This window comes from Kitasatospora sp. NPDC092948, from assembly GCF_044754805.1.
Lineage (GTDB): Bacteria > Actinomycetota > Actinomycetes > Streptomycetales > Streptomycetaceae > Kitasatospora.
This window is the reverse complement of the sequence record NZ_JBIVPU010000003.1, coordinates 1-13,569: the sequence shown is the minus strand read 5'-3', so window position 1 is coordinate 13,569 and position 13,569 is coordinate 1. Positions and strand designations below refer to the sequence as shown.

12 protein-coding genes and 2 rRNA genes are annotated in these 13,569 nt (G+C 71.3%); 3 read left to right on the top strand and 11 right to left on the bottom strand.

What is annotated here, in order from left to right:
• Positions 1–146 precede the first annotated feature (146 nt).
• A complete protein-coding gene (locus ACIQF6_RS09570; protein ID WP_014137429.1) occupies positions 147–767 on the top strand; it encodes a DUF47 domain-containing protein in 621 nt (206 codons plus the stop codon).
• A 5-nt stretch (positions 768–772) separates the two neighbouring features.
• Positions 773–1,768: an anion permease gene (locus ACIQF6_RS09565; protein WP_400892272.1), complete on the top strand. Its 996-nt coding sequence runs from the start codon at positions 773–775 to the stop codon at positions 1,766–1,768.
• Between the two features lie 156 nt (positions 1,769–1,924).
• Here ACIQF6_RS09565 and pstB read toward each other — a convergent pair whose 3' ends face one another.
• The 9 genes from pstB to ACIQF6_RS09520 form a co-directional block, all read right to left on the bottom strand.
• A complete protein-coding gene (pstB, locus tag ACIQF6_RS09560) occupies positions 1,925–2,701 on the bottom strand; it encodes a phosphate ABC transporter ATP-binding protein PstB (protein WP_400892270.1) in 777 nt (258 codons plus the stop codon).
• 41 nt (positions 2,702–2,742) lie between these two features.
• Positions 2,743–3,822, bottom strand: coding sequence for a phosphate ABC transporter permease PstA (gene pstA, locus ACIQF6_RS09555; RefSeq protein WP_400892267.1), 1,080 nt, complete (start codon positions 3,820–3,822; stop codon positions 2,743–2,745).
• The gene (gene pstC / locus ACIQF6_RS09550; protein WP_400892265.1) at positions 3,819–4,802 is read right to left on the bottom strand and encodes a phosphate ABC transporter permease subunit PstC; all 984 of its coding nucleotides are present in this window, start codon (positions 4,800–4,802) and stop codon (positions 3,819–3,821) included. Before pstC ends, pstA begins: the two co-directional genes overlap by 4 nt.
• Positions 4,803–4,967: 165 nt before the next feature.
• Positions 4,968–6,101 (bottom strand): phosphate ABC transporter substrate-binding protein PstS, encoded by a 1,134-nt coding sequence (pstS, locus tag ACIQF6_RS09545; protein WP_400892262.1) that lies wholly within the window; start codon positions 6,099–6,101, stop codon positions 4,968–4,970.
• A gap of 207 nt (positions 6,102–6,308) precedes the next feature.
• A complete protein-coding gene (locus ACIQF6_RS09540) occupies positions 6,309–6,845 on the bottom strand; it encodes an NUDIX hydrolase (RefSeq protein ID WP_400892260.1) in 537 nt (178 codons plus the stop codon).
• Positions 6,846–6,865: 20 nt separating this feature from the next.
• On the bottom strand, positions 6,866–7,927 hold the full coding sequence (locus ACIQF6_RS09535) for a CHAD domain-containing protein (protein WP_400892258.1): 1,062 nt from the start codon (positions 7,925–7,927) through the stop codon (positions 6,866–6,868).
• Positions 7,928–8,018: 91 nt separating this feature from the next.
• Positions 8,019–10,367: an RNA degradosome polyphosphate kinase gene (locus ACIQF6_RS09530; protein ID WP_400892255.1), complete on the bottom strand. Its 2,349-nt coding sequence runs from the start codon at positions 10,365–10,367 to the stop codon at positions 8,019–8,021.
• Positions 10,368–10,664: 297 nt separating this feature from the next.
• Complete coding sequence (gene mshD, locus ACIQF6_RS09525; RefSeq protein WP_400892252.1) at positions 10,665–11,585, bottom strand: mycothiol synthase; 921 nt, start codon at positions 11,583–11,585, stop codon at positions 10,665–10,667.
• 30 nt (positions 11,586–11,615) lie between these two features.
• Positions 11,616–12,257: a TetR/AcrR family transcriptional regulator gene (locus tag ACIQF6_RS09520; protein ID WP_400892250.1), complete on the bottom strand. Its 642-nt coding sequence runs from the start codon at positions 12,255–12,257 to the stop codon at positions 11,616–11,618.
• An 88-nt stretch (positions 12,258–12,345) separates the two neighbouring features.
• Between ACIQF6_RS09520 and ACIQF6_RS09515 the strand changes: the two genes are divergently transcribed.
• Positions 12,346–13,119 (top strand): SDR family NAD(P)-dependent oxidoreductase, encoded by a 774-nt coding sequence (locus ACIQF6_RS09515; RefSeq protein WP_400892248.1) that lies wholly within the window; start codon positions 12,346–12,348, stop codon positions 13,117–13,119.
• A gap of 143 nt (positions 13,120–13,262) precedes the next feature.
• On the opposite strand, the gene rrf is transcribed toward ACIQF6_RS09515, so the two are convergent.
• Together rrf and ACIQF6_RS09505 are read right to left on the bottom strand one after the other, a co-directional pair.
• Positions 13,263–13,379 (bottom strand): 5S ribosomal RNA (rrf, locus tag ACIQF6_RS09510).
• Between the two features lie 97 nt (positions 13,380–13,476).
• Positions 13,477–13,569 (bottom strand): 23S ribosomal RNA (locus ACIQF6_RS09505); the annotation flags it as partial.

Here is a 13,569-nt window from a genome sequence, read left to right as displayed (position 1 = left end):
GTCAGCTCACAGATCCCCGTGCAGAGCGGGAGCAAACCGGCGTGTCCTGGGCCACACTTAGGGCGCGCGTCGGCAGCCCCGTGCCCGGACACGGTGTGCGTGCGCCTAGCATCGTCAAGTACCGACCCCGCACATCGGAGATTTCCGTGCGTTTTAGCCTGACCCCGAAGGAGACGAGCTTCTACGACATGTTCGCCGCCGCGGCGGAGAACCTTGTCGTCGGATCCAAGCTCCTGCTGGAACTACTGGGCTCGGACGTGTCCGCCCGCGCGGAGATCGTCGAGCGCATGCGCGCCGCCGAGCACGCCGGGGACGACACCACCCATGCGATCTTCCACCAGCTGAACTCCTCCTTCATCACCCCGTTCGACCGGGAGGACATCTACAACCTGGCGTCGTCGCTGGACGACATCATGGACTTCATGGAGGAGGCCGTCGACCTGGTCGTGCTGTACGACATCGAGACCCTCCCGAAGGGCATCGAGCAGCAGATCGAGGTGCTGGCCCGGGCCGCCGAGCTGACCGCCGAGGCGATGCCCAACCTGCGGTCGATGTCGAACCTCACCGAGTACTGGATCGAGGTCAACCGGCTGGAGAACCAGGCGGACCAGATCCACCGCAAGTTGCTGGCCCACCTGTTCTCCGGCCAGTACGAGGCGATCGAGGTACTGAAGCTCAAGCAGGTCGTGGACGTCCTCGAAGAGGCCGCCGACGCGTTCGAGCACGTGGCCAACACGGTGGAGACCATCGCCGTCAAGGAGTCCTGAGCTCCGTGGACATGGCAGCACTGATCGTCGTCGTCGGCGTCGCTTTCTTCTTCACGTACACCAACGGCTTCCACGACTCCGCGAACGCGATCGCCACCTCGGTCTCCACCCGGGCGCTGACCCCTCGGGCGGCCCTGGCGATGGCCGCGGTGATGAACCTGGCGGGCGCCTTCCTCGGCAGCGGGGTGGCGAAGACCGTCTCCGAGGGGATCATCGAGACCCCGACCGGCTCCAAGGGCATGGCGATCCTGTTCGCCGCGCTGGTCGGAGCGATCGCCTGGAACCTGGTGACCTGGTACTTCGGCCTTCCGTCGTCCTCCTCGCACGCGCTGTTCGGCGGCATGGTGGGCGCGGCGCTGGCCGGCGGCACCGAGGTGGTCTGGCACGGCGTGATCGACAAGATCATCCTTCCGATGATCATCTCGCCGGTGGTCGGCCTGATCGGCGGCTTCCTGGTGATGCTGGCGATCCTCTGGCTCTTCCGGAAGGCCAACCCGCACAAGGCCAAGCGCAACTTCCGGGTGGCGCAGACCGCCTCGGCCGCCGCGATGGCGCTGGCGCACGGTCTGCAGGACGCCCAGAAGACCATGGGCATCGTGGTGATGGCACTGACCATCTCCGGCCACCACTCCGGCAACGGCATCCCGATCTGGGTGAAGCTCTCCTGCGCCACCATGCTCTCGCTCGGCACCTACGCGGGCGGCTGGCGGATCATGCGCACCCTGGGCCGGAAGATCATCGAGCTGGACCCGCCGCAGGGCTTCGCCGCCGAGGCGACCGCCTCCGCGGTCATGTACGTCACCTCGTTCGTCTACGCGGCACCGATCTCCACCACCCACGTGATCACCTCGGCGATCATGGGCGTGGGCGCCACCAAGCGGGTCCGCGCGGTCCGCTGGGGCGTGGCGAAGAACATCGTGATGGGCTGGTTCATCACCATGCCGGCGGCGGCGATCGTGGCCGCCGCGATGTTCGGCCTCACCAACGTGCTGGTCCTCTGACCGGGCGCCGGCCACGGCAGTACGACGGAAGGGCCCGCCCCCACAGCACGGGGGCGGGCCCTTCGTCGGCTCCGCGGCGGCACCGCCATGCAGCGCCCCGGAGCAGCTCGTGCGCTCCGCGCCGGGAGGCCGGAGCCTCCCGGGGAGCGGGGCCGGTCAGCCGAAGCGGCCGGAGATGTAGTCCTCGGTGGCCTGCACCGACGGGTTGGAGAAGATCCGCTGGGTGTCGTCCAGCTCGATCAGCTTGCCGGGCTGGCCGACGCCCGCCAGGTTGAAGAACGCGGTGCGGTCCGAGACGCGCGCCGCCTGCTGCATGTTGTGGGTCACGATCACGATGGTGAACTGCGCCTTCAGCTCGCCGATCAGGTCCTCGATGGCGAGGGTGGAGATCGGGTCGAGGGCCGAGCAGGGCTCGTCCATCAGCAGCACCTCGGGCTCGACCGCGATCGCCCGGGCGATGCACAGGCGCTGCTGCTGGCCGCCGGACAGGCCCGCGCCGGGCTTGTTCAGGCGGTCCTTGACCTCCTTCCAGAGGTTGGCACCCTGCAGGGACTTCTCCACCACGCCGTCCAGGACGGACTTCTTCCGCACGCCGGCCAGCCGCAGGCCGGCCACCACGTTGTCGTAGATCGACATGGTCGGGAACGGGTTGGGCCGCTGGAACACCATGCCGACCGAGCGGCGGACGGCGACCGGGTCGACGTTCGAGCCGTACAGGTTCTCGTCGTCGAGCATCACCTTGCCCTCGACCCGGGCGCCGGGGATCACCTCGTGCATCCGGTTGAGGGTGCGCAGGAAGGTGGACTTGCCGCAGCCGGAGGGGCCGATGAACGCGGTCACCGAGCGGGGCTCGATGGTCATCGAGATGTCCTCGATGGCGCGGGTGGAACCGTAGTAGGCGGACAGTCCGCTGACGTCGATGCGCTTGGCCATGATCTTTCGTCTTCTCTCGTCTGTTCGTACGTCAGTCGGTGTCAGCGTCCGCCCTTGGGCGCGCGCCAGCGTGCGATGCCCCGGGCGATGAGGTTGAGCCCCATCACGAAGGCGATCAGCACCAGCGCCGCGCCCCAGGCGCGCGAGTAGCCGAACTCGTTGTTGACCTGCGAGTACTGCTGCCAGATGTAGAGCGGCAGCGACTGCTGAGGCCCGTTGAACGGGTCGCTGTTGATGAAGTCGGCGCCGAACACCAGCATCATCACGGGGGCGGTCTCGCCGGTGATGCGGGCGACCGCCAGCATCACACCGGTGGTGATTCCGCCGATGGCCGTGGGGAGGACGATCCGCAGGATGGTCTTCCAGCGCGGCACGCCGAGCGCGTACGAGGCTTCCCGCAGCTCGTTCGGGACGAGCTTGAGCATCTCCTCGGTCGAGCGGACCACGACCGGCATCATCAGGATCGCCAGCGCGAGGCTGCCGGAGAAACCGGAGTACTCGAAGCCGAGGAGGATGTTCCAGAGCGAGAGGATGAACAGACCGGCGACGACCGACGGGATGCCCGTCATCACGTCGACGAAGAAGGTGACCGCCTTGGCGAGCCGGCCGCGGCCGTACTCCACCAGGTAGACGGCGGTGAGCAGGCCGATCGGCGCGGCCATCAGGGTGGCCAGCAGGACCTGCTCGACGGTGCCGATGATGGCGTGGTAGATGCCGCCGTCCGGGCTGAGGGTGGCGACGACGCCCTTCATCGAGTGGGTGAGGAACTCGGGGCTGATCGCCCCGATGCCCTGCTGCACGGTGTAGAAGGTCAGCGAGACCAGCGGCACCACGGCGCAGATGAAGGCGACCCACACCAGCGAGGTGGCGAAGCGGTCCTTGGCCTGCCGGCGGCCCTCGACCGAGGCCGAGACGGCGTAGCTGGCGACCAGGAAGAGCAGGGCGGAGATCAGGCCCCACTGCAGGTGGCTGGCCAGTCCGGCGACGGCGCCGATGCCGCAGCCGAGCGCGATCGAGCCCACGGCGATGCCGGCGGGCGCCCAGCGGGGCAGTCGGGCCGCGGTCAGCCGGTGGCTGAGGAGCGGGGCGGTGGCGTCGGTGACGGTGGTGACGGTGCTCACGCGGCGGCCCCCGAGTACTCCTTGCGGCGGGCGATGATGACGCGGGCGGCACCGTTCACCAGCAGCGTGATCACGAACAGGACGAGGCCGGAGGCCATCAGGGCGTCCCGGCCGAGCGGCTGGGCCTCGTTGAACTTCAGCGCGATGTTCTCCGCGAAGGTGCCGCCGCCCGGGTCGAGCAGGTGCAGCGACAGCTTGCTGTTGGTGGAGAGCACGGTGGCGACCGCGATGGTCTCGCCGAGCGCGCGGCCCAGGCCGAGCATCGACGCGGAGATGATGCCGGGGCGGCCGAACGGCAGCACGGCGGTGCGGATCATCTCCCAGCGGGTCGCGCCGAGCGCGAGCGCCGCCTCCTCGTGCATCCGCGGGACCTGCCGGAACACCTCGCGGGTGACCGCGGTGATGATCGGCAGCACCATGATCGCCAGCAGGATGCCGACGGTGAACAGGTTGCGCGGCGGGACGCCGGAGCTGGACTGGCCGAAGATGTACGTCCAGCCGAGGTACTGGTTCATCCAGCTGGTCAGGCCGTCCATGTGCGGGACCAGGAACAGCACGCCCCACAGGCCGTAGACGATCGACGGCACGGCGGCCAGCAGGTCCACCAGGTAGGCGAACGGCTGGGCGATCCGGCGCGGCGCGTAGTGCGAGATGAACAGCGCGATGCCGACCGCGACCGGAACCGCGATGGCCATCGCGATCAGCGCGCTGACCAGGGTGCCGAAGGTGAGAACGGCGATGCCGAACACCGGCTTCGCGGCGTCCGGCGTCCACTCGAAGGTGGTGAGGAAGTTGCCCTCGTTCTTGCCCAGGGCCAGGGCCGAGCGGTAGGCGAGGAAGCCTGCGATGGCGGCCATGACGACCAGCAGCAGGATGCCCGCACCGCGGGAGAGGTTGAAGAACACGGCGTCACCGCGGCGGCTGTCGCCGCGGCGTCGTGGGGTCCGTCCCCGCGCGTCGGCGGGGGAGGAAGAAGTCATGATCGTTTACTCCGGTCTGGCGGCGCTGCCCCGCGGAGGGCGGCACCATGGCGGCGGTGCCCCGGACGTTCTGATGGGTGGTGCGGGTGGTGCGATCGGTGCGCGGCCCGGCCGGGCAGCCCCTCCCCCTCCTTCGGGGGCCGCCCGGCCGGCCGTCGCTCAGCCTCAGGCGAGGGCGTCGATCTGGGTCTTCACCTTGCCGGCGAGCTCCTTCGGCAGCGGCACGTAGCCGACCGCACCGATGGCCTGCTGGCCCTCGTCGCTGACGGTGTAGTTCAGGAAGGACTTCAGGGCCGGCAGGGTCTCGGCCTTGTTGCCCTTGTCGCAGACGATCTCGTAGGTGACCAGGGTCAGCGGGTAGGCGCCCTCGGCCTTGGTCGCGTAGTCGATGTCCAGCGCCAGGTCCGCACCGGTGCCGACGACCTTGGCGTTGGCCAGCGAGGTGGCGCCGTTGGCGGCGGTGGCCTCGACCGGCTTGGAGGCGCCGGTGGCGATGGCGGCGCTGTTCAGCTTGTTGGTCTGGGCGTAGGACAGCTCGACGTAGGAGATCGAGTTCTTGGTCTGCTTGACCAGGGCCGCGACACCGGCGGAGCCGTTCGCGGACTGGCCGCCCTGGCCCGCCCACGCCTTGGCGGCCGGGTACTTCCAGTTGCCGCCGCCGGCCTTGGCCAGGTACGCGGTCAGGTTCTGGGTGGTGCCGGAGTCCTCGGAGCGGTGGATCGCCTGGATGTCGGCAGCCGGCAGGTTGACGCCCGGGTTCAGGGCGGCGATCGCCGGGTCGTTCCACTTGGTGATCTGCGAGTCGAAGATCTTCGCCAGGGTCGGGCCGTCCACGATCAGCTTGTCGACGCCCTCGACGTTGAAGACGACCGAGATCAGGCCGCCGACCATCGGCAGGTCGATGCCCTGGCCGCCGGTGCAGACCGCCTTGGTGGCGTCGATCTCGGCCGGCTTCAGGGCGCCGTCGGAACCGGCGAAGGCGACCTTGCCCTGGGTGAACTGGGTGACGCCCGCGCCGGAGCCGCCGCCGCCGTAGGTCAGGGTGGTGGTGGAGCAGGCGGCGCCGTAGGCGGCCTTCCAGACGTCGATCGCCGGGGTCTGCGCGGTCGAGCCGGCCGCGAGCAGCGCACCGCCCTTGTCGGCACAGGCGATCTTGGCAGCCGCCGGGGCGCCGGAGGACGTGCCACCCGCGGCCGGCTTGGAGTTGTCGTCCGTGCCGCACGCGGAGAGCGACAGCGTGGAGACGAGCGCGACGGCACCGATGGCGAGGGCCTTGGAGCGGCCGTTCCGCAGGTTCACAGGGTGTCCCTTTCTGAGGCAATACCGGTCTCGGAACGACCGGATTTGCTGTGGTCCGGGGCCCTTTCGGCCCTCCGGTAACCCTGAAGTTAGGCAGCACAGGTGACGCGTCAGCCCGTCACAAATGAACGGGGAGTGAACCTCGGACGGATGTCAGGAAACCTTGGCCAGTAGTAACGGTTGCGTCACAGGGAGGGCGCGGGCAGATCACCCGTCGGACGGCCCGTTGCGCAGCAGCTCCAGCAGCGCGTCGATCAGTTCCCGGTCGCGGGGGTGCGTCAGCCGTTCCTTGGCCCGGCGCGGCGGCAGCCACTCCAGCCGGTCCACCTCCCGGTTGGGCCGGAACTCGCCACCGGTCGGCACCGCCGCCCAGTACCGGACCTCCTTCGGCCGGCCCTGCACCCGGTAGTGCTGGGTCGGCAACTCCCCACCCAGCGCGCAGCGCATCCCGGTCTCCTCCCACACCTCGCGCAGCGCCGCCGCCCGCCAGCTCTCGCCCGGGTCCAGCTTCCCCTTCGGCAGGCTCCAGTCGTCGTACTTGGGCCGGTGCACCAGCGCCACCCGCGGCTTCTTCCGGCTGCCGTCCTTGCGCAGCGGCCCCGGCACCCACAGCACCGCGCCCGCCGCCAGCACCGTCGACCGGGCGCCGGCCGCCGGGCGGCGGTCGGTACGGGCGCCGCCCGACCGGGCGCGGGCACGGTCGGACGGGGACGGGCGGTCGGGGAGCTGGGGCACGCGGTCCATCCGGAGAGGCGATCGAGGGTTCAGTCCGACGCCGCCGGGCCGGCCAGCCCTGGCGCCACCGCCGGCCACTGGCGCCCGAAAGCGTACCGGGCGGCCTCCACGTCCAGCCGCTGATCGGCGTGCACCACACCCAGCACGTACGCCGTCGCCGGGGTGATCCGCGGCGTGCGGGCGGCCGTGGCCACCGTGACCGCCGCGTCCGACGCCTCCTGATGCTCGCCCAGCACCCGGTCCAGCTCCAGCAGTTCACCGTCCGGCGCGCTGCACACCTCCAGCGCGTACCGGGCCCGCTTCACCAGGATCCGGGCCTGCAGCCACGGCGCGTCGTCCGCCGCCAGCGCCACGTCCGCCGGCTCCCCCGCACCGCGCGGCACCGGCACCGTGTCCGCCGGGGCCGCGCCCAGCCGGTGCAGCCCCGCCCCGGCGTACGCCTGTGCGGAGCGCTGCCACGGCAGCCGCTCGGCCGCCGCCACCAGCGCGCCCACCGCCGCCGCGGTCCGCGGCAGCAGCGCCACCGCGGGCTCGGCGGCGGCCTCGGGCAGCAGCGGCACCTCGCCGGCCAGCAGCGTCATCCGGTCGGCGAGCGCGTGCAGCCGCGCCGAGCGCAGGTCCTGCAGCAGCCCGGTGTGGGCGCGGGTACGGGCCAGCGTCAGCTGGCGCTCCAGCAGCGCCCGGGCCTTCGGCGCACCCGGGTGGCCGACTAGCATGCCGGCCCCGTCGGGGGCGGTCTCGGCCAGCGAGTCGAGGGCGCCGAGCAGCCGGGCGGAGCGGCGCCGGTAGCCGGGTTCCTGGGCGAGCAGGTCGATCAGCCAGCGCAGCTCGGTGCGCGACTCCTGCGCCCACACCGGGTCGAAGACCGGCCCGAAGGTGTGCAGGGCCCCGCCGATCCTGCGTACCGCGCGCAGCAGGTCGTCCGCGGCCTGCGCCGACGCCGGGAGCGCACCCGGTCTGGACCCCGCCTCGCCGACCGCCTGCGGCAGGGCGCGCAGGAACACGCCCGCCTGGGCGGTCAGGTAGCCGGCAAGGACCTCCCCGGCGGTCGCGGCGCGCGCCACCGGGGCCGTCGTCGGCGCATCGGTCATGGCTGTGGCTCTCCCCGATTCCTTCCCCGGGCCTGCCCCGGGGCTGCATGCCGCCCGCACCGGGCGACTCCCGGCGCGGGCGGGGTGCCGCTCAGCGTGCGGCGGCGGAGCCGCGGTTGCGGCGGCGCGAGTCGATCAGCAGGTCCTGGACGTGCCGCAGCGGGCGGCCCTCGGCGTCCTGCGCGTGGCGGATCCAGGTGCCGTCCGGGCCGAGGTGCCAGGAGTCGGTCTCGTCGGAGACGCCGAGGTCCAGCAGCCCGTTCAGTTCGGCCCGGTGCGCCGGGTCGGTGACCCGGACCAGTGCCTCGATCCGGCGGTCCAGGTTGCGGTGCATCATGTCGGCGCTGCCGATCCACACCTCCGGGTCGCCGCCGTTGCCGAACACGAACACCCGGGAGTGCTCCAGGAACCGGCCGAGTATCGACCGCACCCGGACGTTCTCGCTCAGCCCGGGCACGCCCGGCCGGATCGCGCAGATGCCGCGCACCCACACGTCCACCGGCACCCCGGCCTGCGAGGCCCGGTACAGGGCGTCGATGACCACCTCGTCGACGATCGAGTTGACCTTCATCTTGACGAAGGCGGGCCGGCCGGCCCGGTGGTGCGCGATCTCCCCGTTGATCCGGGCGACCAGGCCGTCGCGCAGCCCGCGCGGCGCGGTCAGCAGCCGCCGGTACGACTCGCGGCGCGAGTAGCCGGACAGCCGGTTGAACAGGTCGGAGAGGTCCGCGCCGACCTGCGGGTCGGAGGTCAGCAGGCCCAGGTCCTCGTACAGCCGGGCGGTCTTCGGGTGGTAGTTGCCGGTGCCGACGTGCGAGTACCGGCGCAGCGTCTCGCCCTCCTGGCGGACCACCAGCGACAGCTTGCAGTGGGTCTTCAGCCCGATCAGGCCGTACACCACGTGGCAGCCGGCCTCCTCCAGCTTGCGGGCCCACTTGATGTTGGCCTGCTCGTCGAAGCGCGCCTTGATCTCCACCAGGACCAGCACCTGCTTGCCGGACTCCGCGGCGTCGATCAGCGCGTCCACGATCGGCGAGTCGCCGGAGGTCCGGTACAGCGTCTGCTTGATCGCCAGCACGTGCGGGTCGGCGGCGGCCTGCTCCAGGAACGCCTGCACCGAGGTGGAGAACGAGTCGTACGGGTGGTGCAGCAGCACGTCCCGTTCGCGCATCGCGGCGAAGATGTCCGGCTGCGAGGCCGACTCGACCTCGATCAGGCCGCGCGCGGTGCCCGCCACGAACTTCGGGTACCGCAGCTCCGGCCGGTCCAGGTCGGCGATGCCGAACAGGCCGGTCAGGTCGAGCGGGCCGGGCAGCGGGAAGACCTCCGCCTCGGTGATGTTCAGCTCCCGCACCAGCAGGTCCAGGATGTACGGGTCGATCGACTCCTCGACCTCCAGGCGCACCGGCGGCCCGAACCGGCGCCGCATCAGCTCCTTCTCCAGCGCCTTCAGGATGTTCTCGGTGTCGTCCTCCTCCACCTCCAGGTCCTCGTTGCGGGTGACCCGGAACGCGTGGTGGGCGAGCACCTCCATCCCCGGGAACAGCTCCTCCAGGTGCGCGCCCATCACGTCCTCCAGCGGCACGTACCGCTGCGGCGAGGCCTCCAGGAAGCGCGACAGCAGCTGCGGCACCTTCACCCGGGCGAAGTGCTTGTGCCCGGACACCGGGTTGCGCACCACCACCGCCAGGTTCAGCGACAGCCCCGATATGTACGGGAACGGGTGCGCCGGGTCGACCGCCAGCGGCGTCAGGACGGGGAAGATCTGCTGCCGGAACAGCGTGTGCAGGCGGGCCTGCTCGGTCTCCGCCAGGTCCGGCCAGCGCACCAGCTCGATGCCCTCGGCGGCCAGGTCCGGCAGCACCTCCTGTTGGAAGGTGGCGGCATGACGGGCCATCAGCTCCCGCGAGCGGCGCCAGATCAGGTCCAGCACCTCGCGCGGCTGAAGTCCCGACGCCGACCGCTGGGCGACCCCGGTGGCGATCCGGCGCTTCAGCCCGGCCACCCGCACCATGAAGAACTCGTCCAGGTTGGACGCGAAGATCGCCAGGAACTTGGTCCGCTCCAGCAGCGGGATGTTCGGGTCCTCGGCGAGCTCCAGCACCCGCTCGTTGAACGCCAGCCAGCTGCGCTCACGGTCCAGGAACCGGCCCTGCGGCAACTCCGCCTCCTCCGCGCCGCGGCCGTCCGCGCCGCCCGCCGGGAAGGCCGCCGCCACCGGGCCGGGCAGTGCGCCGGTCACCCGCGCCTGCTCGGTCGGCGCCGCCGGGTCGGCCTTGGCGCGCGCCGCGGAGCGCGGCTTCGACTCCTTCGCCGGATCCTTGGCCGCGGCCCTGCCGCCGGCCCGTGACCCGGCCTTCCCACCGGTCCGGACGGCCGGCTTCTGCTCGGTGCTGGACTCGGCCGCGGCCGAGTCGGAGACGGGACGCGGGATGCTCATCTGTTCCAGCTCCTCCTGCAGGACGCGGTCCCGGCGGGACGAAGGGCACGCCTCCGCATGCTGTTCGTCCTCGTCGACCCACGGCCACCCACCCGGCGCAGCCGGAACCGGCCCGGCCGGGCGGCGGGTGGAGCGGTGACGCGGACGGGGCAATACGGACGACATTCTGTGATCTTCGCGGCGCCAATTGAATCCACGGTAAACACCGCATGGCCGGGAGGAAAGCTGAGTCAGTCACCCCTGTGGCAGTTACCGGACGGCTTCGTCCGCCCGGCACCCGCCCCGCGCCGGCCCAGGTCAGTGGCCCGCCGACGGCTCCCAGCGGTACATCAGGTCCACCTCGTGGACGGCGAAGCCCAGGCGCTCGTACACCCGGACGGCCGCCGCGTTGTCCGCGTCCACGTACAGCATCACGGTCGGCAGCCCCCGCTCCAGGATCAGGTGCCGCAGGCCCGCCGCGGTCAGCGCCTTGCCCAGGCCGCCGCCCTGCTCCGCCGGGTCCACGCCCACCACGTACACCTCGCCGAGGCCGTCCGGCTGGGTCTTGGTCCAGTGGTAGCCGACCAGCCGGCCGTCCCGCTCGACCAGGAAGAAGCCCTTCGGGTCGAACCACGGCTCGGCCATCCGCTCCGCCAGGTCCTGCTCGGTCCAGGAGCCCTGCTCCGGGTGGTGCGCGAACGCCAGCGCGTTGAGCGCCAGCCAGGCCTGCTCGTCCCGGCCCGGCTCGAAGGTCCGCAGCTCGACACCGGCCGGCAGCGGCACCGGCTCCGGTGCCTCGGCGGTGCGCCGCATCTGCCGCAACTCCCGTACCAGCGCCGCCCCGTGGACGTCCGCGAGGTGCCGGGCCGCAGGCAGTCCGCCGTGCGCCCAGAAGTTCAGTTCGCCGGCCGCCCCGTCCAGCACCGCGTGCACCAGCGCCCCGCCCAGGCCCCGGCCGCGGTCGGCCGGGGCCACCGTCAGCTCGACCGTCCCCGGGCGCTCGCCCTCGATCTGCGCGTACCCCGTGACCCGGCCGTCCGCCAGCTGCACCAGGTGCCGCACGCCCGGGCGGAGGCTGTCCGGGCGGATCCGCAGTCGGCCCGCCTCCGAGACCGCCTCCCGACCGTCCGTCCGGGCCGCCTCCGCCAGCAACTCCCGCACCGCCCCGGCCTGTTCCGCCGTCAGCACCTCGACGCGTTCGACCCGGCCGCCGCCTGACGTGTTCTCAGCAGTCTGCATACCGCCGAGCGTACGTCCTCCGACCCGCTTTCAGGAGGCCGCACCGTCGGTGGCCGCGACGGGCCACGCCGCCATCGCCAGTTCGGCCGTCCCCGTCAGCTCCGCCGCGTCCGCACCGTCCCGGGCCCGCTGCGACATGCCCTGCAGGACGGCGCCGAAGTAGCGCGCCAGCGCCGCCGGATCCGCGCCCGGCGGCAGCTCCCCGAGTCGCTTCGCGGTGGACAGCCGCTCCTCGAAGCCCGCCAGGTTCGCGGCCCTCAACTCCCGTAGGAACACCGCTACTTCGTCGTCCTGGGCCGCGACATTGGCGCCCGCGCTGATCACCAGACAGCCCGCCGGGTGCGCCGGGTCCGAATAGACCACCGCCGCCTCCCGCAGGATCCGGACGAACGCCGCCCTGGCGGTCGACTCCTCATCGAACGCCGGCCCCACGAACGCCCCCGCCGGGGACTGCTGGTAGGCCCGCACCACCTCACGGAACAGCGACTCCTTGTCACCGAACGCCGCGTACAGGCTGCCCGGCTTGATCCCCATCGCCCCGGTCAGCTCGCCCACCGAGGTCGCCTGGTAGCCCCGCTCCCAGAACAGCCTGGTCGCCGCCGCCAGCACCGCCGCCCGGTCGAACGCCGGCGGACGGCCTCGTCTCGTGCCTTCACTCGCCATGTCAGCCATTTTAGAGCGATCACTCAATAAGTACCCCGGGCCGTGCTACGTTCTTTCTTGAACGGCCACTCAAGAATCGAGAGATGGGTCAACCACCATGCCCGCACGTGCACTTGACGGCAAGATCGCCCTGGTCACCGGCGCCTCCCGCGGCATCGGCCGCGGCATCGCCGAACGCCTCGCCCAGGACGGGGCCACCGTCGCCATCGGCTACGCCCGCGACCACGACGCCGCCACCACCGTGCTGGAGAAGATCCGCGCCGGCGGCGGCCGAGCCTTCCTGGTCCATGCCCCGCTCGGCAGCCACGGCGACGCCGCCCGCCTGTGGGACGCCTTCGACCGGTCCGGCCACGAGTACGCGCCGGACGGGAAGCTCGACATCCTGGTCAACAACGCGGGCATAGGCCGCAGTTCAACCCTCGACGAGCTCACCGAGGCCGAGTTCGACGAGGTCTTCGCCGTCAACGTCCGGGCCCCGTTCTTCCTCACCCAGCTGGCGCTTCCCCGGCTCCACGACGGCGGGCGCATCATCAACATCTCCAGCGGCGTCGCCCGCATCGCGATGCCCGAGATCATCGCCTACAACGCCACCAAGGGCGCCCTCGACAACTTCACCCTCAACCTCGCCGCCCTGCTCGGCCCCCGAGGCATCACCGCCAACTCCGTCCGCCCCGGAATCGTCGACACCGACGTCACCGCCCCCTGGCTCCGCGACAACCCCGCCGCCCAGGCGCACGCCGCTTCCCTCTCCGCGCTCGGCCGCATCGGCCAGCCCGACGACATCGCCGACATCGTCGCCTTCCTCGCCACCCCCGACGCCCGCTGGATCACCGGCCAGACCATCGACGCGACCGGCGGCTCGCACCTCTGACCCCGCGTGTCCCCGGCAGTCACCGGCGGCTTTCGGCTGGAACGACTTCTCCCCGTCGAGGCCTTGGCCGGCCCGATTCTCCGAAAGTCCGGGAACGCGAAAAAGCCCCCCGCCGAAAGGCGGGGGGCTTTTTCTGAAGAATTGTTCGGCGGCGTCCTACTCTCCCACAGGGTCCCCCCTGCAGTACCATCGGCGCTGTGAGGCTTAGCTTCCGGGTTCGGAATGTAACCGGGCGTTTCCCTCACGCTATGACCACCGAAACACTATGAAACTGTCGAACCGGAACCCACACACCCTTCACGGGCGGGCGGGGTTCTGTTCGTGGTTTCAGAACCAACACAGTGGACGCGAGCAACTGAGGACAAGCCCTCGGCCTATTAGTACCGGTCAACTCCACCCCTCACAGGGCTTCCATATCCGGCCTATCAACCCAGTCGTCTACTGGGAGCC

Coding starts and splice junctions, on each gene's coding strand:
- pstB (WP_400892270.1), bottom strand. CDS start 2,701: ATGGCCAAGCGCATCGACGTCAGCGGACTGTCCGCCTACTACGGTTCC.
- pstC (WP_400892265.1), bottom strand. CDS start 4,802: ATGACTTCTTCCTCCCCCGCCGACGCGCGGGGACGGACCCCACGACGC.
- ACIQF6_RS09540 (WP_400892260.1), bottom strand. CDS start 6,845: ATGGACCGCGTGCCCCAGCTCCCCGACCGCCCGTCCCCGTCCGACCGT.
- ACIQF6_RS09535 (WP_400892258.1), bottom strand. CDS start 7,927: ATGACCGATGCGCCGACGACGGCCCCGGTGGCGCGCGCCGCGACCGCC.
- ACIQF6_RS09530 (WP_400892255.1), bottom strand. CDS start 10,367: ATGAGCATCCCGCGTCCCGTCTCCGACTCGGCCGCGGCCGAGTCCAGC.
- mshD (WP_400892252.1), bottom strand. CDS start 11,585: ATGCAGACTGCTGAGAACACGTCAGGCGGCGGCCGGGTCGAACGCGTC.
- ACIQF6_RS09520 (WP_400892250.1), bottom strand. CDS start 12,257: ATGGCTGACATGGCGAGTGAAGGCACGAGACGAGGCCGTCCGCCGGCG.
- ACIQF6_RS09515 (WP_400892248.1), top strand. CDS start 12,346: ATGCCCGCACGTGCACTTGACGGCAAGATCGCCCTGGTCACCGGCGCC.